The sequence below is a fragment of the Nostoc sp. CALU 546 genome, from assembly GCF_048836525.1.
In genome coordinates, this window is record NZ_JAWJTF010000036.1 from 1 (window position 1) to 22,409 (window position 22,409).

Genomic DNA, 22,409 nt, shown 5'->3' on the forward strand with positions numbered 1-22,409 from the left:
AAAGCGGATTCCTATATATATGATCACTTCATCCAAGGGTTTGCTTGCTACGATTGAATTTGTATAACTCTAATGGTAAAAGCGGATTGTGACTGTAAAACCAGACTGGTTGCGGGTGAAAGCACCTGGGCGTGAGCGCATCGGTAACGTTAAAGAAATTTTGCGGGATTTAGCCCTCAATACAGTTTGTGAGGAAGCGTCCTGTCCGAATATTGGTGAATGCTTTAACGCTGGGACTGCCACGTTTTTGATTATGGGCCCGGCTTGTACACGCGCTTGTCCCTACTGCGATATTGATTTTGAGAAAAAACCTAAACCACTAGACCCCACAGAACCTTCACGACTAGCGGAAGCTGTTCGCCGCATGAACCTTAATCATGTAGTAATCACTTCTGTAAACCGAGATGATTTGCTTGATGGTGGTGCGTCTCAGTTCATGGCGTGTATTGATGCAGTTCGCTCTGTTTCACCCAACACGACAATTGAGGTGCTAATTCCTGATTTGTGCGGTAATTGGAATGCTCTAGAGTTGATTCTACAAGCTGCGCCAGAAGTATTAAACCACAATACGGAAACTGTTCCACGCTTATATCGCCGGGTGCGTCCCCAAGGAAACTACGATCGCACATTAGAATTATTGCAACGCACTCGCAAACTTTCTCCCAGCACATACACTAAATCCGGGATCATGGTTGGACTCGGTGAAACTGATGCCGAAATTCGCCAAGTCATGCAAGACTTGCGAACTGTAGATTGCGACATTTTGACAATTGGGCAATATCTCCAACCCAGTCAAAAACACTTGCAAGTAAATGAATTTGTCAACCCAGAACAATTTGCTGCTTGGAAGGCATTCGGCGAAGAAATCGGATTTTTACAAGTTGTTTCTTCACCATTGACAAGAAGCTCATATCATGCCGAAGAAGTCAGGAAATTAATGGAACGTTACCCCCGCAGCCAATTTTAGATTTTAGATTTTAGATTGGTGAGCTAAGAGGATAGGGAGACTTTTGATTTAATGACTAATCCAAAAACTGTAGCAATTCTTGGTGCGGGTGCTTGGGGTGCATCTCTGGCAAATCTCGCCGCCACAAATGGTCATCAGGTGCGCGTGTGGTCGCGTCAAGGTTCCCAAACTCTGGAAGCAGTTTTAAAAGATGTCCAAATAATCCTGTCCGCTATCTCGATGATTGGTGTGAGGGATGTTGCTTCACAAGTCCAGTCTTTCCCCCTTTCTCCAGAGGCAATTTTTGTGACGGCGACGAAAGGCTTAGACCCCGAAACTACCTGCACGCCGTCACAAATTTGGCAAACAATATTCCCTAACCATGCAGTAGTTGTTTTGTCTGGGCCTAATTTATCGAAAGAAATTCAAATGGAGCTACCAGCAGCCACAGTGGTAGCCAGTAATATTCCCACGGCTGCGGAAGTAGTGCAATTAGTCTTTTCTTCTCATCGTTTCCGGGTATATACCAATCCCGACCCTTTGGGGGTGGAATTAGGGGGAACACTGAAAAATGTGATTGCGATCGCAGCTGGTGTGTGCGATGGTTTACAACTGGGAACAAATGCCAAAGCTGCTTTAGTCACCCGTGGACTTACAGAAATGGTTCGCATCGGCAACAATTGGGGTGCAAAGACAGAAACTTTTTATGGTTTATCAGGTCTAGGGGATCTGTTAGCAACGTGCAATAGTCCTTTAAGTCGCAATTACCAAGTCGGCTATCAGTTAGCTGGTGGTAAGTCACTTACAGAAACTCTCGCAAATTTACAAGGAACTGCTGAAGGAGTAAACACTTGCCGAGTTTTAATGCAACGAGCCAAGCAACAAAACATCGCAGTCCCAATTACCGAGCAAGTTTATCGGTTACTTCAAGGCGAAATCACACCCGGACAAGCACTTGATGAACTGATGTTGCGAGATATCAAGCCAGAGTACAACTACTAGTTAATAGTCTGTCAAGTTGAAATTAGCACTTTAAGACTGACATACAAGACGACGCAAGTACACGGAGAGGGTGTTTGACAGTTTACTTACATCTTTTATCTCCGTGTCAAGAGAATTTTTACCGTTAATACTAATAACTTCTCTGATATCTATTAGTTCTACTTATACCTGAATAATCCTTAGAAAAAATTAGTAAATCGTCAGGATATTACTTTAGTCACCATGTAAATGTGACTATGCCAATTATAAAGATGACATTCACTGAAGGATGTTTATACTGTGTTACAAAAGTTACTATTTAAACCCTTAGTGGTTAAAATATTAACTAAGTAGTTGAAATATTGAAAGCCTAGCTATGGATTTAAATAGCTATTGATTCAATCAAAAGTTTAACAGCCGATTAAGTTCAGTAATACTGTATCCAATAAAACCATTACAGTTAATTTCTAAAAAAAATTGTAATGGAACCTTCAACCATGTTAGTTCATCGTAAATCACGGGAACAATAGCAACAGTTGAATAGCTGACCGTAATCTAAGCTGACCGTAATCTATTGTTACCTGGAGCCATTGAGACGATCTTTATGCCAGCAACATCTTTTTATGCAGATGCCCCCTACAACACCAAAAAGTCCCGCCAGGCTTTGGACTCGGATCTCACGGTTGATGACAGTGAGTTATCGGTAGATGATTTACAGGAGCTAGAGATGGCTTCTGTTGACAACGCTAACTTTGCTGCTAACACTAACCGCCGGAGTACAGACCTAGTACGTCTGTATCTTCAAGAAATTGGTCGGGTTCGCTTGTTAGGGCGGGATGAAGAAGTTTCAGAAGCTCAAAAAGTCCAACGCTACTTGCGGATGCGGATAGTGCTTGCTAATGCCGCCAAGCAAGGAGATGAAGTGATTACGCCCTATCTCCGGTTAATTGAAGTTCAAGAACGTCTGACCTCTGAACTCGGACATCGCCCGTCTTTAGAAAGGTGGGCTGCTACTGCTGAAATAGTTTTAGCCGATCTCAGACCAACTTTGGCAGATGGCAAACGTCGCTGGGCTGAAATCGCCAAGTTGACAGTAGAAGAGTTGGAGCAAATTCAGTCCCAAGGACTCCAAGCAAAAGAACACATGATTAAGGCTAATCTTCGCCTAGTTGTGTCTGTTGCCAAGAAGTATCAAAATCGCGGTTTGGAATTGTTGGATTTAGTCCAAGAAGGCACACTTGGTTTGGAGCGGGCTGTAGAAAAATTTGACCCAACTAAAGGTTATCGCTTCAGTACTTATGCTTACTGGTGGATTCGTCAGGGAATTACACGGGCGATCGCTACTTCTAGTCGCACGATCCGCCTACCGGTTCACATTACCGAAAAGTTAAACAAAATCAAAAAGGCTCAACGCAAAATTGCTCAAGAAAAAGGTCGGACTCCGACTCTAGAGGATTTAGCAACTGAGTTAGAAATGACACCGACCCAAGTCCGAGAAGTTTTGTTGCGGGTTCCTCGCTCCGTTTCTTTGGAAACCAAAGTAGGGAAAGATAAAGACACTGAGTTAGGTGAATTACTCGAAACTGACAGTGTAACCCCTGAAGAGATGTTAATGCGAGAATCTTTACAAAGAGATTTGCATCATCTTCTGTCAGATTTGACTAGCCGGGAGCGCGATGTCATCTTGATGCGGTTTGGTTTGGCAGATGGTCATCCTTACTCTTTAGCAGAAATTGGCCGCGCTCTCGATTTATCCCGCGAACGAGTCCGACAAATTGAATCCAAGGCTTTGCAAAAGCTACGCCAACCCAAGCGCCGCAACCTGATCCGCGACTATTTGGAGTCTCTCAGTTAGTCAATGATCAAGAGTCATTTGTCATTAGTGAGCCAGTGCGGTCTTGGGGGTTTCCCCCATGAGCAACTGGCGTTAGCGTAGCGTTAGCGACGTAGGAGCGTCACCCGCAGGGTCATTTGTCATTAGAAAACTGCACTTGACAAATGACTATGGATAAAAGAGCGATTTGATCTCCAGCTTAAAAGCCTCTTAGAGACTTGTAGCAAATAATTTGCATTTAATTGCAGAAACTTACCCCCAGACCTTTGCTCAGATATTTTGAAGGTGGGGATCAAATCAGCAATTTAAAATTCACTCATTCAAAATTCAAAGTCAAGGGATGCAATCGTTACAAGTATCCTAACTATTAACTGTATGTAAATTAAATGCATTACAGCTTATTAGTTGAATTTTGATCAAGATTTGATGAATTGTTTTTAAATATTTAATATAAATTCTCAATAGGCAATGATTGTTGCAAATTGCTCCCAAGATTTGTTATATTCTCAATTAACGAGCTTTGTTGAGAAATATTAGTATGACTGTCTACACAACTACTTCACTCAAGGCGGAACTGAACGAACGAGGCTGGCGATTAACTCCCCAGCGCGAAACAATTTTACACATTTTTCAAGAACTTCCGCAAGGTGAACATCTGAGTGCGGAGGATCTTTATCATCGGCTAGAAACTGATGGTGAAGGGATCAGTCTGTCAACTATCTATCGGACTTTGAAGTTGATGGCAAGAATGGGAATTTTGCGGGAACTCGAACTGGGCGAGGGACATAAGCATTATGAAATCAACCAGCCCTATCCCCATCACCACCATCACTTAATTTGTGTTAGATGCAACTCGACTATTGAGTTTAAAAATGACTCAATCTTAAAAATTGGGTCGAAAACTGCTCAAAAAGAAGGTTTTCACCTACTTGACTGTCAAATGACCATCCATGCAGTGTGTCCCAAGTGCCAACGGGCGCTGATGCCGCTTTAGCACTTGGGTGGATAAAAAACGAAACTACTCAAATTAACCAAATAAATGGAATTTTGAGCAGTTTTTAATTTGCTGTTACTGGAGGTAGGCAACCAGTTGGTAAGTAATACTAACAACACCAAAGCGGATGTTAAAAGCGTCCGCTCTTAAGATCCTTGAGACTGATGCCGTAAAACTCCTGGGCTTGTTTAATCGCTTTTTTAGTGTCATCTGCCATCACACCGTTCAGCTTACCTTTATAAAAACCCCGCTCCCGTAGACGCGTTTGGATTTCTAGGGTATTAAACTCGCTTTTGCTAGCAGTATTAACTGAGCTATATAACTTAGCTCGTGTTGTTGGGCCAGCAACGCCACTTGCTGCCAAGTAATTAGCAGCTTGGAATCTCCTTACAGCATCGGCAGTGTAGGGGCCATAGTAGCCATTTGGCTCTCCCTCTAAATATCCTGCCTGGATCAATTGTTCTTGAACAATTCTAACTGGCTCACCGCGATCGCCTACACGAAGTTTATCTCGATTGACTACCTTTTTGGGAGCCTCTTCTCCACTACCAATGCCAACTCCGGGCAATTTACCTAATGTTGCTGGGCCAACAACACCGTCAACGCTCAATTTATAAGCATCTTGGAACCGCTTGACAGCTTCTTCAGTAATTGGGCCAAATATTCCTGTGGCGTTCCCGTAATAAAAGCCCGCGACTCTTAAGCGTTCTTGTAAAACCCTGACATTTTCACCTTCATCCCCTTTAGAAAGGTAGTTGGAATTACGGCGCTGGCTAGTTGCTGAACTAGTAGTGCTAGGCTTTTTGGCTTGTGTACTTACAACAGTAGCTTTTTTCGCTTGTGTAGTCGTAGTACTGGGCTTTTTAGCTTGCCAACTTTCTAATTTTCGCAGGGTGCTTGCTCCAACAATGCCGTCCACTGGTAAACCAGCAGCCTTTTGGAATCGCCGCACAGCTTCTTGTGTGGATACGTCATATACTTGGGTAACAGAAGCTTGGTAAAAACCTGCTGTTTTCAACTTTTGTTGTAGATTTCTGACAGAAGGACCTTGATCGCCTTTTTCCAAAGCTATGACACTGCTCACAGCGCCAAGAATAGATAAGGACAGAGCAAGGGGCAACATATACTTCCAAGCCCTACCAGAAAGCCGTTTCCAGTCTGGCGCAGCTGCTTTGTTAAACAAAGAACTGAGGGATACCAATTCACTGGGTGTGCTGTCTTCGTAGGCGAAAGCTAGGTGCAAATACGCAAGATTTTCCATATTTGTTTCCTACACCATTGATTTTTCTTCGATAACTGCTTCAGCTTGATGTACTAGGTTCCTCAAAGCTTCTAATGTTCCTATATTTACATCCTCCCACAAATTGCGCTTGTGTGCTTCTAATAATCTTTCAGCAATATCACGCAGTGCATAAGGGTTCTTTTGCTGAATAAATTCTACAACAACTGGATCGAGTAAGTAAGCTTCTACTATGCCTTGATACATATAATCTTCGACACATTTGGCTGTTGCATCATAGGCGAATAAAAAATCTACCGTCGCCGCCATTTCAAAGGCACCTTTGTATCCGTGGCGCATAACTCCTGCAATCCACTTGGGATTGACTACGCGAGAACGATACACCCGTGCAATTTCTTCTTTCAATTGACGAACGCGTGGTTGGGCGGGTATGGAATTATCACCAAAATAAGTTTGGGGGTTTTTTCCCTGTAGAGAACGCACCGCTGCGGTTAAGCCACCCTGAAATTGGTAATAATCATCAGAATCGAGTAGGTCGTGTTCACGGTTATCTTGATTGTGCAGCACAACTTGCATTTGTGCCAAGCGTTGCTTGAAGGCTTCGGGATTGGGGATTGGGGATTGGGGATTGGGGATTGGGGATTGGGGATTGGGGATTGGGGATTGGGGATTAGGAAGAATTTCTCCCCCTCTGCTCCCCTGCTCCCCTGCTCCCCTGCTCCCCTGCTCCCCTGCCAAGTTTTCCGAAGAATAAGCGTAAGAACTCCAGTTAATGTAGGCGCGGGCTAAATCTTCGTCATCTGTCCAGTTTTGCGATTCGATTAAACCTTGAAGTCCGGCGCCGTAAGCACCTGGGCGAGAACCAAAAATGCGATAGCGCGATCGCACCACGGCTTCTTCTAAAGTTAATCCTTGGCTTGTCCACAAATCAGTTTCTTGGCGAACTGCATCTGCTAAAGGATTTTGTTCTGGCGGTTCATCTAAGTTTGCTACTGCTGTCACTGCTTGATCGAATAAGTCAATTAAGTTGGGAAAAGCATCGCGGAAGAATCCCGAAATTCGCAAGGTGACATCTACACGGGGCCTTCCCAAAATCGCTAGGGGCAAAATTTCAAAATCTACTACTCGCCGCGCTGCACCATCCCATACAGGTTGGACTCCGAGTAAAGCCAAGGCTTCGGCTATATCATCACCGCCTGTTCTCATGGTGGCAGTTCCCCACAATGATAAACCTAGTGTTTTGGGATACTCACCATGTTCTTGAGTGTAATATTCTACGAGGGTTTCAGCGGCTTTTCTGCCGATATCCCAAGCTGTTTCTGTGGGAATGGCGCGAATATCGACAGAATAAAAGTTTCTCCCGGTTGGTAAAACTTCGGGGCGGCCGCGTGTGGGTGCGCCAGATGGAGCGCTGGGGACATATCCGCCATCTAGTCCGTGTAATAAGTGGGTGATTTCTTCGGGGGTTTTTTGTAAGGCTGGGAGGAGGCGATCGCGTATCCAGGTGGAGACGCGATTCATTGCGTCTCCACCTCCAGTACAGACGCGATGAATCGCGTCTCTACAAGAGTCCTGATTCCTGAATTCTGAATTCTGAGTTCTGAGTTCTGAGTTCTCAATGATGAGTTGTTCTACTAGAAGGGCGGCGTGTTCTTCTAGGACTTCGACGATATCACCGAGGGTACGGCATTGTGTGCCATTGACTATTGAGTATTCACCACTAGTCATTGACAAATCGGCTGTGAGAGGGTCGAAATCTAGTCCCCAATCTTGAGCGATCGCACGGGTAATACCTGGAGAATGGCGATTGGGGATGCGAGCGATCGCTACTATTAAGTCTCGCAGTTGTCTTCCTTGGGGACATTGCCCAAAAATGTGTAATCCGTCGCGGATTTGGGCTTCTTTTAATTCACACAGATAGCCACCGATGGAATTCAAAACCAGAGATTCAGACTTAAAAATTTCTGTTTCATTTTGGATTCCCAAATCTAGATGGAGATTTTCTTTGATTACCAGTTCGTGGATGCGATCGCGAATCACTGGCAAACGCGAAGGATCTAAACTGTCTGCTTCGTAATACTCATCAATTAAATTTTCTAACTGTTGTAAAGAACCGTAGAGTTCCGCGCGAGTCATCGGTGGCGTGAGGTGATCTATAATCACCGCTTGAGCGCGACGTTTGGCTTGGGAACCTTCACCAGGATCGTTGACAATAAAGGGGTACAGGTGGGGAAGTGCGCCGAAGGCTACTTCTGGATAACAATTACTCGATAAAGCCACACTTTTACCCGGTAGCCATTCTAGATTTCCGTGTTTTCCCACATGAACTACAGCATCAGCACCAAAAGTTTCTCTAACCCAATAGTAGAAAGCTAAATAAGCATGGGTTGGTTCTAAATCCGGTGCATGATAATTCAAACTGGGGTCATTATCATAACCTCTTGCTGGCTGAATTCCCACGAAGATGTTGCCGAGTTGAATTCCGGGAACGGGGATTGGGCATTGGGCATTGGGCATTGGGGATTTGTTATTCCCATGCCCCATGCCCCATGCCCCATTCCCCATTCCCCACCTTTCACTAATACCTTGCTGAACTGCTGGCGGTAATGAAGCGAAATATTTTTGATATTCTTCCCAAGAAACACTTTGGTTTACCGGAAGCGATTCTCTACCTTCTGGATCGTTGGTTACACCATCTGTCAGCCGTTGAATCAACTCGTCTCCTTCAGCAGGTGGATTTTCTACTTCATACCCAGCTTGATGTAAAGCTTGCAGGATTTCTACACAACTAGCTGGGGTATCGAGTCCCACACCATTGGCGAGGCGGCCATTGCGGTTGGGGTAGTTTGCCAGAATTAGGGCAATTCGCCGTTCTTGGGGTGGTTTGGAACCCAGACGCGCCCAATTTGCTGCTAATTTAGCAACGAACTCGATGCGATCGCTCACTGGTTCATAAATTACCACATCTGTCTCTAAATGAGGATTGCGAGTTTGCAATGCTTTAAAAGACACAGCACGAGTAATAATCCGCCCATCTACTTCTGGTAGCGCCACATTCATCCCAATATCACGGGGAGAAAGCCCTTGAAATTGTGACTCCCACTGCTCAATTGATCCGCCACTGAGGATTACCTGCAACACAGGCACATCTAATTTTCCCCATAGTTCAGTTTGGGGCGTTTCGCTTTCCAATCGTGCTAGAGAAAAACTGGTGGTATTTAGTAGTACAGCGATTGATTCGGCTTCTTTAGGTTGAAAAAATTCACTCAACTCAACTTGCACATCTGGTTCACGCAATGAAGAAACAAATACTGGCACTGGTTGTAAATTTTTCTGTACCAAAGCTTCGCATAAAGCATCAATTACTTTAGTATTCCCCGCTAAATAATGAGCGCGGTAGAAGAGGATGCCGATTTTGGGCATGGGGCATGGGGCATGGGGCATGGGGTATTGGAACCCCTGAGCTTCTGAGGTAGATGAACGGAGTTCCGAGGTGGATTCATCCGGTTCAAAGGTGGATGAACGGAGTTCCGAGGTGGATGAACGAAGTTCTAACTCTCCCTTACTCCTCTGCCCCTCTGCCCCCCTGCTCCCCTGCTCCCCACTCCCCACTCCCCACTCCCCACTCATACAATCCCACACGCGGAATCGGCTGAGGTGGTGCAGGATTATATGCAGTTAACAAGCAACTATCGGAGATAAATTGCAGAGCATTAACGAAATTTTCCACGCCGCCTTCGCTAAAATACTGCCATACCTGGTTAACAACACCCAAGGGCACGGTAGACTGGGAAATTAAATCGGGATCAAAAGCGTCATCCCCTGGCATTACAATGAGGGTTCTACCATTACGTTGCACAATTTCTTGCACTACTTCTAAGCCATAACCCCAGTAAGAACGTCCTCCTAATAGGCGCAAAATAATTACTTGGGCAAGTTCCAAAACTTGCTCACCGTAACTATCAATGCTTAACTGTTGCTGCAACTGCAACAGGTTGGCGACTCTTAATGCCGGAAAGCTTGGGGGTAACTTTGTCACCGCAGCTGCCAAGGTTTGAATGTCGGTATCAGCAGCCGTAATCAACACGAAAGGCGCGGGAGTTTGTTCTAAAAAAATTAAACTCTCTGACTGATTCCATCCACCCGATGTGCTACTTATACGATGCATAATCCTGTGTTACCGTTTTAAACTGTTGGTTAGTAGATAATCAAAACAAACTTTTTTCCCTGCATTCTGCCCCCTCTTACCAAAATGATTGAAAATGCTTAGTTCTCCTGATTTGAGCTTTTCTCGAACCTTACCTATTGTTGTATTTAATCAGCTTGGGGAGTTGTTAGAACAGATGGCTCAAACGGTGGGAAGTGCCGCCCTGATACTGACAGAAGCTATGTTGGTGCGAATTTGCATACCTGTAGAGTGGCAAAGGCAAAGGTTTACGCTAGTGGTTTCTGAGCAGTTTAGTGCGCTCTTGATAGGAAACTGTGAGGAGGAGCAGGGGAGCAGGGGAGCAGAGGAGCAAGAAATTTACTCGGCACTCAATGCTAAGTTGACGTTTAATTTAGAGGCGATCGCAACATTTGTCTATGAATTGAGAGACTTGTTTGAGTGCGATTCCTATACTCACCAAAATCTCGAACGTTATCGCCAAATTATTAAACCCAATGATGCCACGCTCCAAAGTCAATTTACGCTGTTGTTATTAGAATATCTCCTAACTCAGCCAAACCAAGAAATCATAGCATCTCCAAGCCCAGTTGGGCCAGCAGTTTATATCTGTCAGCAAGTGGAAGATGCTTTAAAAAAACAGATTTCCCAAGAGCGATTGTTAAATCAGGTAACAACACAGATCCGCAAGAGCCTAGATTTGCCAGTGATTATGGCAACGGCAATTACACAGGTGCGTGAGTTTCTGGAATTAGACAGATTAGTAATTTATAAATTTGAAGTTTCCAAAGTCAAGACTCAACAATACCAGTCTTCTACAGACGAGGTAAATGGAAAATGCTCAACTTCTATCTCAGTAAATAATCAACCCATACTAGAAGATTACCAACAGTATGGGGGTTATATTGTCTATGAAGCCCGTGCTACAGATGCTATTAGCTCGGTATTGAATTACACAGAAAAAAATTGCTTTATCCGAACCTCTCAATGTTGGGAGAAGTATCGCCAAGGTTTTACCTTAGCTGTGGATGATGTCGAAAAAACGTATGCTTTAGAAGAGTGTTTGTTGAATTTTTTAAGGGAATGCCAAGTTAGGGCTAAGTTTGCTGCACCGATTATCTTTGAAGACAAACTGTGGGGATTGCTGATTGCTCATCAGTGCAATGAGCCATACCAGTGGAATGATAGCGAAAAAAACTTGCTAATTGCGATCGCAGAACAATTAGCGATCGCTATTCACCAAGCTGAGTTAATGCAAACCCTCACCCAAGAAAAACAAAATCTCGAACAACGAGTTATTGAACGCACAATGGCTCTGCGTGATGCTCTCCTCGCCGCTGAAGCTGCTAGCCGGATCAGAAGTGAGTTTCTCGCTACTATCAGTCATGAATTGCTCACGCCTTTAACTTATGTGATTGGAATGTCTTCGACGTTATTACGCTGGCCTTTGGGTGAATTGAGTCAACGACAACGCGGTTATCTGCAAACCATCCACGATAGTGGAGAACATTTATTAGAAATGATTAACGACATCCTCGATTTATCACAAATCGAGGCTGGTAAAACAGCTTTAAATATTTCAGAATTTTCTTTGGTGAATGTTGCCGAAAGTGCTATGGAGTCACTGCGAAAAAAAGCAACAAGCGAACAAATTAATCTTATACTTGATTTGCAAATCGATCCCAGGCGCGATCGCTTTACCGCCGATGCCAAACGAGTAGAACAAATTATCTGGAATCTGTTAACTAATGCCATTAAATTTACCCCTGAAAATGGCAGCGTCACCTTACGTCTTTGGGTAGAAGATGATACTGCTATTTTTCAAGTCGAAGACACCGGAATCGGTATTCCTGATGAACAATTACCATTACTGTTTGAAAAATTTCAGCAACTAGATACACCCTATCGCCGCCGCTACGAAGGCACTGGACTTGGACTAGCTTTAACTAAACAACTGATAGAACTCCATCGCGGTCGAATTGAAGTAGAATCAACTGTTAGTATTGGCTCAATTTTTACTGTATGGATACCAACTCAGGCAATGAGAGTGGTGAGTTAGGAGGCAGAAGGTCTTACCTCAGTTGGATATTCAGGACGGGTCTGAATAAAAGCCACCAAATTAAAAATTTGGTGGGATCTTAAATCCCAATACAATTTAGATAAGACCAATTTTGTATGAAGCTGCATAGAATTAGATCCCCCCTAGCCCCCCTTTTTAAGGGGGGAACTGGAAAAACATCTATCAAAGTCCCCCTTTTTAAGGGGGATTTAGGGGGATCGAGATATGTGCAACTTCACATTAAATTTGTATAAGACCAAAACACTTGTAGAGACGGCGATTTATCGCGTCTCAAAAACCCACAATTTTGTACTATTAGTCCTTAACCCAAGCGTATTGATCTCAAACCCTTCTTCCCTAATGTCACGGTGGAAGCATTATTCCTCCTGCCCTCTGCCTTTCTTGATAAAAAAACGAGGAAGTGATACTTCCTCGTATTAGCAAAATCGCTACAGTTTAACTAATTTTGAATGTTGCAGTTTCGGCTAAACGACACTAGCAGAAAAAACGAAATCATTTGCTGTGAGGCTAGTTGAAGTAATTCCCAGCAATGAAGCTAACTCTGTATTTCCAGTTTTCACTAAGGTGTCACTACCCTGTTGCAATAGCGTTAGGGCACTAAACTGAGTAACGCCAATCCCACCCAGACCGATTTTATCAATGCCGATCGCAAAATCAGTCACGATGTTCTTGCTAGTTGGCAGACTGGCGTTAGCAATCCAGAACTGATCAGCACCAGCACCACCACTCAGGCGATTGCCGCCTCCTTGACCAGCAAATAAAATATCATCACCATCGCCACCAGATAGAGAGTCATCGACATTGGAGAAGAGTTTGTCATCTCCAGAACCACCATAGAGACGGTTATTACTGCCGTTACTGGTGAGGGTGTCTTTACCTGAGCCACCGAAGGATAATTGACGAGAACCTTCAATTACTGTCAGGGTATCAGCACCGGCTGCCCCAAATAGATTATTACTACCACTGGCTTCAATTACGACAACAAGATCATCGCCATTACCACCATTGGCACTGGTATTTTGAGCCGGGCCATTTTGACCAATAAATATCTGATCGTCACCGTTTCCCGTGGACACTGAAGAGTCATTACCCACAAGCACCGTGTCATCGCCGTTCCCGGTTTGGATTGTGTTACCTTGAGTAGCCTCGACAAAATCTGCTCCATCACCTGTAAATAAGGTTTGATTTGGTGCGGCTGTAATATCATCGCTGGTTGTGGAGCCAAACTTAATTTCTTCAGCTTTTGGTTGACCTACACCAGGAGCAAGGTTAAGGGGATTCTCCAGCTTTAAGAGAATAATTTCATTATTGTCTATGACTGGATTCTGAAGATCACCTCCAGGACGACCTGTTGAGAAAGGATAGTTGTTGTCATTAGCTACCAAAATAGTGTTTTTGTCAACAACTAAAACATTTTCAATGGTTACAAACGGGAAGTCAAAAGTGGTTTTACCATCTCCATTGAGGTCGTTGGGGTCTTGGATATTCAACAAGTCTGCAACTTCTTCTTTGACTACATAGCCATTAGAGTCTGTTTTAGACAGGTCTATTTTGAAAATCTTTTTGAATTGAGCAGAAGTTCCTTGACCACCATCCCGCTCAACGACTAAGTATTCATTGTCATTGATGACTGCTAGATCACCGATCGCATACGCGGGATTTTCCAGCTTGTAGTAAAGTTTATTATCGGTGTACTTGCGGCTGGCAATATCAAATTCGTTAATCCGCAAAGCACCGGGAGCATCACCTTGAACCGTACCCTCTAGCAGCATATAGAGCTTGGTTTTGCTGGCGTTGATTGCTCCACCTTCAAAACCTTTAGAGCCACCCAAGTTAGCAAAAGCGTCTCCTGAGAGAACATCGGGGTTTTGTGGCGATCGCACTAAGTTATTCTGAGGATCACTCAAGAAATCTCGAACTTTATCCCCTGTATCTGGGAAGTCTGTGAAGAGTGCATCTACCCCTAATTGAAAGAATTGCTGAAATTCTAGTTCTGGATTCCCTTGGTAATCTGCTGCTAAATACAGGTCTTCATCGCGGAAGGTGTAAGGATGAACCTGTAAACCTGCATTGTGAGCATCTTGAACTAAAGTAGTGGGAGGTAACAGTGTTCTGTCAGCTTCATTTACTGTGCCGTCGTTGTTGATATCATCTGCCAAACCATCATTATTAGCATCAGTACCTTTAACACTGACAATTAACCGCTTCCAAGGGCCAATACCATCAGCATAGGTAGCGATTTCAGCCAAACCTTCTGGAGTCCGTAAATCGCCATAAGTCCGAAGGTCGTTACTGACTTCAAAATCATAAGGCTGAGTCTCAATGATCTCACCGTTTAGCCTAATTCCAGCGGCATCGAAAAGTTGAACCAGGGGAATATCTACCCCTGCCTCTGGCATAATGCGATCGTGGAGATCCTTGAGATTACCCACTTCAAAGGATTGGATGAAGATGCGACTGGGATCGGTAAAATTCTCAGCCTTAAGTGTATCGATCAGGATTTTACTGATGTTTCTGTTAATTTTCTCCGTAGTGCCGACATAAGTAGCTTCTTCGGCAGAATAGGTGGGATGCTTAGTTTCAGGATAAATGCCAATCTTTTTACCCGTCTCGGCTTCTACTTCCTTAACCAAGTCGATAATTTCGGCGAGGGTGGGAATTTCAAATTGACCATTGAAGGATTGGTCGCGGAAAGGTACACGCTGTATCGCTTTTAAGGTCTTGATTTCTTCTAAAGTAAAGTCTTCAGCGAACCAACCTGTGATTTCAGTTCCATCTAGACTGACTGTTTTCTTGCGATCGGCAAACTGTGGATATTTGGTAATATCGTAAACGTCTGTGGTTGTATTGCTTAAATTAAGAGTGCCATCAGCATTCAAAATTGCCAAAGCAGGTTCATGACGAGCAATCAACACGCCATCTTTTGTTACTACTAAGTCAGGCTCAATAAAATCAGCACCGTCCGCAATTGCTTGTTTGTAAGCTTCTAGAGTATGTTCTGGAAGTTTTCCACTAGCACCTCTGTGACCAAGAATTTTAGGTGCTTCTCCATCTAGAGTTTTGAAGAAGTCAGGTGTAGCAATGGGAGCTTCTAACAGCTTACCAGCGGCATCAAAATGTAGTAGGTAGGGGCCAAACTCTTCTCCAATCCAAATTGTCCCGTCTTTATCAAAGACGAATGACTCTACATCCAAGTCTGCACCAGTTAGTAATCTATCGGTAGTTCCTTCATTAACTATTTGGAAAGGAATCTTGTTATTGGGATCAGATAGTTGAATGTAGTCTAAAACTTTAACAGTGCCATCTCCATTTTCTGTTCCCTTAAAACTTGGGTCTAGACGATGGATGCGTAACAGAAAGTCTTCACTATTATCTTTGCTGCCATAACCATTATCTGACAGAAAGTATAAAGAGTCATTATTAGCAAACTGTACACCACTGAAGCCTTGTATTGGCTGTCCTGGGAAAGGCCCCGTTCTGCCATTGGCTGAAATTCCCTCACCAGAAACAGGCCCATCACCATAGGTATCAGCAGGTAAAGAGGCAAAGCCTACTAATTCAATTGCCATAATTAGAATGTTGGTTGGGTATTTGGATTTAACTGGTTCGCAAACTAATCAAGTTCTCTCATTGCATCACTTGTGAGAAAAACAAATCATGTTCTCACGCTAAAAACCGGAATTACGGGTAAATTTCAGAATTACAATACTACAGTTTGGGCAAGTCCGTTAAGTCCGATTTTGTCATTAACACCGAGAATGCATTTATAAAAAGTGTATTCTCTCAGAGTTATTGAAAGCTTGAGAAATGAGAATGAGATGTCAACTGCTAATCAGTGTTAGTGAGTAATGAGTTTAGATACAGAATTGAAATCTGTTGATAGTAGTAGGGAGAACTTAGCTAGCAGTAAAGATATTTTCATGAGAAGATTAAGAAAACAATAAGCTAGCTGGAAGAAATGATTAAAATCCACTCAATCAAAAAATGGTAATAGTCTTAGAGGTTGTTTGAAAAGTATTTCTCTGTGACTTTAGGCACTTTTAGATCCCCCCTAACCCTCCTTAAAAAGGGGGGAACCGGAGTTAAAGTCCTCCTTTATAAGGGGGATTTAGGGGGATCTAGAACGTTTTGCTACCAAGAAGAGGACTTTTCAAATATCCTCTTAGGTTAGTACCAAAGTTTCAGTCTGCTGAGGTTGGTTTGATAAATGAAATCCACCAATTGACGTTTAATCTTGATAGTTTGGCTATTTAATTATTTCTTGATATATTTGAAAATATAAAACTTAATTTTTCAGTCTGAGTTGGCTAGCGATCGCATATTTTTATAAATTGTAAGGGCTTATAAATCAATACGCTTGGCTTAAGGTTTATTGGTGTAGGTAATTGGTATTTGAAGACGCGATAAATCACCGTCTCTACATGAGGGTTTTGTTGCTCATTCTGAACTGTATTGGCTTATAAATTCATGAAAATTTTTGCAATACATGAAATATTTAGATCCCCGACTTCTTTAAGAAGTCGGGGATCTCGTTGTTTAGAAATGATTTAGGATTGGGATAACGCTAGGCAACAAATTAAGCCACGACGCTAGGAGAGAAAACAAAGTCATTTGCAGTCACGCTAGTTGAGATAATTCCCAACAATGAAGCCAACTCAGTATTTCCTATTTTCACCAAAGTGTCATTACCCTGTTGCGACAGCGTTAGTCCACAAAATTGAGTTACGCCAACACCGCCAAGCCCAATTTTGTCAATCCCGACTGTGAAATCAGTCACGATGTTATTACTAATTGGCAGACTACCATTAGCAATCCAGAATTGGTCAGCACCAGCACCACCACTCAGGCGATTACTACCTCCTTGACCGGCAAATAGCACATCATCACCATCGCCACCAAATAGCGAATCATTGATATTTGAGAAAAGTTTGTCATCTCCAGAACCACCGGAGAGACGGTTATTGCTACCGCCACTGCTAAGGTTATCATTACCGGAACCACCGAATAATGATTGGCGAGAACCTTCAATTACTGTGAGAGTATCATCACCTGCCCCACCAAACAGATTATTACTACCACTAGCTTCTACGACGACAATCAAATCATCACCGTTGCCACCATCAGCATTGGTATTTTTAGCCGGGCCATTTTGGCCAATAAATATCTGATCATTACCCTCTCCCCCAAATACTGAAGAGTCACTCCCTGCAAGTACGGTGTCATAACCGTTCCCCGCCTCGATTGTGTTACCTTCAGTACCTTCTACAAAGTCTGCGCCATCACCTGCACTAAAGAATTGTCCTGGCTCAAGATTGACAGTATCACTGTTGCTAGAACCAAAACCGTTCGGGAAAGGAGGCTCTACAACTGTTAGGTTATTGGGTAATTCGAGAATGCCGAGTTTTTCAGCAGGCGTATTACCCGTAACGTTAAAGTCGTTGTCGTTAAGCAAAGCCAGAGTGTTGGGTGCTACCAGCGCCAAACCTTCTAATTTTTCTACTCCGGTGTAACCCAACTGAGCGGCATTAGCAATTAGACTTTTGGTGACAGGGGTAATATTGGCAGTAGCTAACTCGGCAGAGGTAAGTTGTTCAATGGTTTTATCAGCCGGTAAGGTAAAGTTAGCAGGGTTGTTGATGTTAGTCGCCCCGGCTAAATCAATTTGGTAAATTAGTTTATTGCCAGCAGACGTACCATTGTCATCTCGCTCAATTACCGCAAATTTGCCGTTACCCAAGGAAACTGCATCGCCAATCTTATCAGTTGCCGGTAGACCTTCTAAGCGATATAAATACTCTCCTGTTACCTGCTTGGTGACAATATCAAACTCTAGAATTCGCAGGTTGAGAGAACTTCTGGAAGTCGCATCATTGGCGACATCTGGATTATCAATTGGACTTTGGATAAAGGCGTATAATTTATCACCTTCCAGAGCGACAGCTTCAAATCCCCGGTTATTGCGGCGTTGGGCATAAACTTCTGGCAATACCTCAGTGCCAAATGTTCTGCCTGGTTGATCTGGGTCGGATGCTGTGGCGGTTCCTTGGGGAATAAAGCGGTCAATCAGTTTACCATCAACATCAAAGTGATAAATTGCCGGACGGTATTCATCTACCAGCCAGTAATCTCCATTTTCCGCAATTACAATTCCCTCTAAGTCAGCACCCAAAGGATCGTTAGCGAGAACATTGCTGTCTAAGTCAACGGCAATTTCATCTGTGTAGGCTAAACCGTTTCCTACAGCTTGCAAGTTAGGCAATCCAGTTAATGGCGTTGTCCCATCTTGACGGAATAGCCCCGTTCTCTTGGTAATATTGATTTCACCTGTGGTGCGGTTGAGTTCAAAGCTGACTATTTCTGGTTGGAAGTCGGGTAATAAAAATGGTCTGTTTACACCATCAGGTTCTCCATTGGGGCCCCTGTCTGTGTGAGTGACAAACTTCAGATTCCCATTTGCTGCAAACCCTTGGAAATACAATCCAGAGAAACCACCTAATAAAATATCTTGATTTTCAGAGGTTGTTCCTAACTTAGGTAGGTTTTCAAATTCATAGATAGTCAGTTTGGCTTGGGCAACAGGATTGCGTGGATCGTAACTAGTGGTGTCAATAGTTAGAGAATTAGGGAAGGCATTGGCAATATTTTCCCAAGGTACAAACTTGAAGTTAGAACTGATATTTTCTTCTTCACCTTCATCGCTGACTATTGTGGCAGGTTCATTAGAGCCATCTTGAGTCACAAATAAACCAAATGGAAAGTTAGGCCCCAGTGGCACGTTAATTACATCTGCGCCGTCTGACTCTTGTACGCTGTCAATTGGCCCATTGTTTCCAACGGCAAAGTTACCCACGTATTCGTTGTTACCTTCACGGGTGTAGGCCACAAAGGTATTGTCACCTTGGCTGGATGCTAATAAGTAGCCTGTGCCATTTTTGCCGTAATAAATGGTCAGTCCTTCTACGTCATCAGTAAGGTTAGTACCGCCCAAATCTCTGACTTGATCAATTAGCTTGCCAGTTGTCCCACCGTCTGGTTCTGCTTGGAACTTCCAGATACCGACATTTTCTTGGCCGATGTAGAGGAAACCAGTTTCCTGGTCTACTACCATACCCTCTGTTTGCGGATCGCGATCGCCAATTGTTGGTACAGTAAATTCTCGGACTCGTTCAATACCAATTTTGCCATTACCTTTATCAATCAGTTTAAACTGAGCGACATCTCCAGTTTCGCGGCGATTGGCAAAGACATAATAATCATTGGTGATTGGACTACGGTACAATGCTAGCCCGTAAGCACTCCGAGAAGATGAGGAATAAGGTTCTTCAAAAGGTAGCCCTTGGAAGAGAGTACCAAGACTGCTGTCGGTAATATCTTCCAGGTAATTGCCGTCAGCACCAGGGTTGGGGTTAATTTTGAAGATTGCTAGTTTATCATTGTTGCGATCGCTAGCTACGGCAATATCAATAGATTGATCGCCTAATTTAAAACCGTATTGTAGGTCAATGTTGTTGTAGCGAATACCACCGGGATTAATTGTCTCTAACAAATTACCAGACAAGTCATAAACCCGCAGTCCGCCATTTTTCACTGAGGTTAATACTAGGCTATCAGCAGAGTTTGTAGCATTAATATAGATGGCTGGATCATCAGCATCGGCACGTTGATCGACTGGGAGTGTTTCATCATCCAACAAATCGGGACGAGTTTCTACCGTGGGTGCAGCAGTTGGAACTAAGTCTGCATCCAGCGTGAGGATTTGGGTAAATTGGCTCTGGTTGAAGTTGTTATCACTTACCAACACAATCGACTGACGACCATCTGCTAGTTTGGGGCCAAAGGTGATGCCTTCGATGTTATCTGTACCGTTAGGCAAATCCAGATCATTTAAATTCAACAACAGACGTTTTTGAGCGGGTTGGATAGCTTCTAGTTGCTCAGTACTCAGATTATTGAGAGAATCGTAGAAGCTAATATCTGTTGATCCTTGCAGTGAAACTTCGTAGATTTTGATAGTGTTGCCTACACCTTGTGCAAAAGAACGCTCTAACGCCAGCAAGGTTCCTCGGTTATCGATCGCAAGTAAATCTACTAAACCATTGTCAGCAAAGCCTGTGCTAGGGTTGGGTACATCCGCGATCGCATCAGTAATGTAGAGGTATTCTTTTTCTGGTTGTCCACTAAGCAGATTGTATTGCAGAATTCGGGAACGGCTGCCGCTGGTGAGTGAAGCCCTTAATCCATCTTGAGAAAGTGCGTTTTCGGTAGCGGTGAATAGGGTTTTTTGGTCGGGTGTGATGGTGAGGCTTTCAAATCCCAAATTATTGTAAACACCCGATGTCTGCGTGTCACCTGCATCTACAAGACCGTTGCTGTTGGTATCCTGAACTACTGGCAGGAATTTGCTGGGGACAAATAGCGATCGCACTTCTTGGCCTGTTGTAAGCGAAAATTCTTTAATAAAGGGATTGCTAACTCGACCTGCACCAGGATTAACTTCACCTTCAGAAGAGATGAAAACAGTCTCATTGTTAGTTAAAGCAATGCCTTCTGGGTCAATACTAAATGTTGCAAATAAGTTGTTATCACTATCTTTCAGAGGTGTGACATTGGTAAAAGTCACCTCACTATCAGCAGTGAAAGTATAGAAGCGGGCGGGGCCAAATTGCGAGCGATCGTCTGAAATAGCGTAGTAGCGGTTATTCGCTGCATCGTAAGTGACGCCAGATAGTCCCCCCAGTGGAGTCTCTACCCCATTCACAGTTCCCGCCACACCAGCAGGAATAAAGCCAGTAACAAAGGTGGTTTCTTCTACAAATTCTGCACGAGGAATGGTTTTACCTGGTTCATTTGGCCCAGTTTGCACATCTGCAAACACCAAGCGATGGTCAGAACTGGGGAAGGGAAAAGTACCTATCAAGGGAAAAGTTGAATCAGTATTCAGAGGCCAAAATACTCCTGAGTCGGCAATTCTCAGGTCAGCGGAGGGCAACACATAGTCAGTCCGCAGATTTCCGGGAGCATTATCAGCAAAGTCTGCGGTATCAAATCTAGGATTACCCTTTTGGCTAGCGTTAGCACCACCCTGCAAATCTGCTTGTTGAGAGCCACCCAGACTGCTAGGGATGACATTAGTATTGATATTGGGATTTTGCAACAGTTGGCGAATAGCGTTGTCAAAACTATCACCATCTAACGGGTCTGCATTTTGATCACCCGCAATCACAAAGCTTGACCCAGCAGCAATACCGCCCATTTTGCCCTGATCATCATAAATGTAATTACCTTTACCAGGGGTGATATAGTCTGCCCAAAAGCGAATCTCGTCGTGGTTGCGCTTACCGTTGCGGTCTTCTGGCCCATCAAAGGTTGGGGGTGTGGGGTGGCTGGCGAGGATGTGAATTGTCTCGCCATTCACCTGAATGGGTACATCCCAATGACTCTTGGAGGAAAGACGCACAACTTCGAGTTCCTCGGCAGAATACCAATCATTTGCCTGTGGTGTTGCGGGGTCATCGGGAAGCAAGGCATTGGGCATATCCTTCCAAAGGAAGTTTTGAAAGGTGCGGATATTGGCGGTATCGATGGGATATTTGGACAGCAGCAACATCCCATATTGACCAGGGAAATTCCCGAATCCGAAAGCATCATCGCCATTTCCTACTGTACCGTCGTTGTTCAAGTCAAAGCCAGAAGCAATACCCGTATTGGAAGGAGCGATGTAGAAGTAGGGGTAGTCAACGGGAGTTGTACCGTTTTGGCTGATGGCTAGATAATTTTGCTGGAATAGTTGAACTGCTTCCGGGGAGTAGTCAAACTCGTTAATTAGTAGCACATCTGGGTTATTGCGCTGGATGATTTCTGCAACCGCCTTTGCCTGAGCATTATCGGGGGTAGATAAATCACTTAATAACTGACCTTCAGCGTTCCGATTCAAAGAAGCATTGAACTGGGAAAAGCGAATTGTGCTTGTAGTTACCATAGTTTAATTCTCAGGTAGATTCCAGACATGAGACTGCTTTTAAAATTGGGAGTGCGGAATGGGCGTTTCTTGCATTCCAACTCTTACTCACTGGGACTCTGCGCCGAATGGCACTAAGAAAAGATACAGCCCTTGTTCTGACTGGTTCCCAGCCTCCAGGCTGGGAATCCATTCTGGGAGGCTCCGCCTC

General features: G+C 43.9%; 8 protein-coding genes and 1 pseudogene. 5 read left to right on the top strand and 4 right to left on the bottom strand.

Annotation, left to right across the window (positions count from 1 at the left end; genetic code table 11):
* The first annotated feature begins 88 nt into the window (after positions 1 to 88).
* The 4 genes from lipA (at position 89) to RRG12_RS18875 (ending at position 4,755) form a co-directional block, all read left to right on the top strand.
* Entirely contained in the window at positions 89 to 967 is an 879-nt protein-coding gene (lipA, locus tag RRG12_RS18860) for a lipoyl synthase (RefSeq protein ID WP_069074619.1), read from the top strand.
* A 51-nt stretch (positions 968 to 1,018) separates the two neighbouring features.
* Complete coding sequence (locus tag RRG12_RS18865) at positions 1,019 to 1,948, top strand: NAD(P)H-dependent glycerol-3-phosphate dehydrogenase (protein ID WP_420760332.1); 930 nt, start codon at positions 1,019 to 1,021, stop codon at positions 1,946 to 1,948.
* A gap of 583 nt (positions 1,949 to 2,531) precedes the next feature.
* Positions 2,532 to 3,782, top strand: a complete 1,251-nt coding sequence (gene sigC, locus RRG12_RS18870) for an RNA polymerase sigma factor SigC (protein ID WP_069074621.1) — start codon at positions 2,532 to 2,534, stop codon at positions 3,780 to 3,782.
* A gap of 517 nt (positions 3,783 to 4,299) precedes the next feature.
* On the top strand, positions 4,300 to 4,755 hold the full coding sequence (locus tag RRG12_RS18875) for a Fur family transcriptional regulator (protein ID WP_012407750.1): 456 nt from the start codon (positions 4,300 to 4,302) through the stop codon (positions 4,753 to 4,755).
* Positions 4,756 to 4,885: 130 nt separating this feature from the next.
* On the opposite strand, the gene RRG12_RS18880 is transcribed toward RRG12_RS18875, so the two are convergent.
* Together RRG12_RS18880 and cobN are read right to left on the bottom strand one after the other, a co-directional pair.
* Positions 4,886 to 6,016, bottom strand: coding sequence for a peptidoglycan-binding protein (locus RRG12_RS18880; RefSeq protein ID WP_069074622.1), 1,131 nt, complete (start codon positions 6,014 to 6,016; stop codon positions 4,886 to 4,888).
* 9 nt (positions 6,017 to 6,025) lie between these two features.
* Positions 6,026 to 10,163 (bottom strand): annotated as a pseudogene (cobN, locus tag RRG12_RS18885) (cobaltochelatase subunit CobN).
* Between the two features lie 94 nt (positions 10,164 to 10,257).
* Between cobN and RRG12_RS18890 the strand changes: the two are divergent.
* On the top strand, positions 10,258 to 12,219 hold the full coding sequence (locus RRG12_RS18890; RefSeq protein ID WP_420760333.1) for a GAF domain-containing sensor histidine kinase: 1,962 nt from the start codon (positions 10,258 to 10,260) through the stop codon (positions 12,217 to 12,219).
* 485 nt (positions 12,220 to 12,704) lie between these two features.
* On the opposite strand, the gene RRG12_RS18895 is transcribed toward RRG12_RS18890, so the two are convergent.
* The gene (locus RRG12_RS18895) at positions 12,705 to 15,812 is read right to left on the bottom strand and encodes an esterase-like activity of phytase family protein (RefSeq protein ID WP_420760356.1); all 3,108 of its coding nucleotides are present in this window, start codon (positions 15,810 to 15,812) and stop codon (positions 12,705 to 12,707) included.
* Positions 15,813 to 16,816: 1,004 nt separating this feature from the next.
* Positions 16,817 to 22,219, bottom strand: coding sequence for a phytase (locus RRG12_RS18900; RefSeq protein WP_420760334.1), 5,403 nt, complete (start codon positions 22,217 to 22,219; stop codon positions 16,817 to 16,819).
* Between the last annotated feature and the right edge of the window lie 190 nt (positions 22,220 to 22,409).

What these genes read in the sequence shown, in the direction of transcription:
- RRG12_RS18865 (WP_420760332.1), top strand. Translation starts at nt 1,019, where the DNA reads ATGACTAATCCAAAAACTGTAGCAATTCTTGGTGCGGGTGCTTGGGGT.
- sigC (WP_069074621.1), top strand. Translation starts at nt 2,532, where the DNA reads ATGCCAGCAACATCTTTTTATGCAGATGCCCCCTACAACACCAAAAAG.
- RRG12_RS18875 (WP_012407750.1), top strand. Translation starts at nt 4,300, where the DNA reads ATGACTGTCTACACAACTACTTCACTCAAGGCGGAACTGAACGAACGA.
- RRG12_RS18880 (WP_069074622.1), bottom strand. Translation starts at nt 6,016, where the DNA reads ATGGAAAATCTTGCGTATTTGCACCTAGCTTTCGCCTACGAAGACAGC.
- RRG12_RS18890 (WP_420760333.1), top strand. Translation starts at nt 10,258, where the DNA reads ATGCTTAGTTCTCCTGATTTGAGCTTTTCTCGAACCTTACCTATTGTT.
- RRG12_RS18900 (WP_420760334.1), bottom strand. Translation starts at nt 22,219, where the DNA reads ATGGTAACTACAAGCACAATTCGCTTTTCCCAGTTCAATGCTTCTTTG.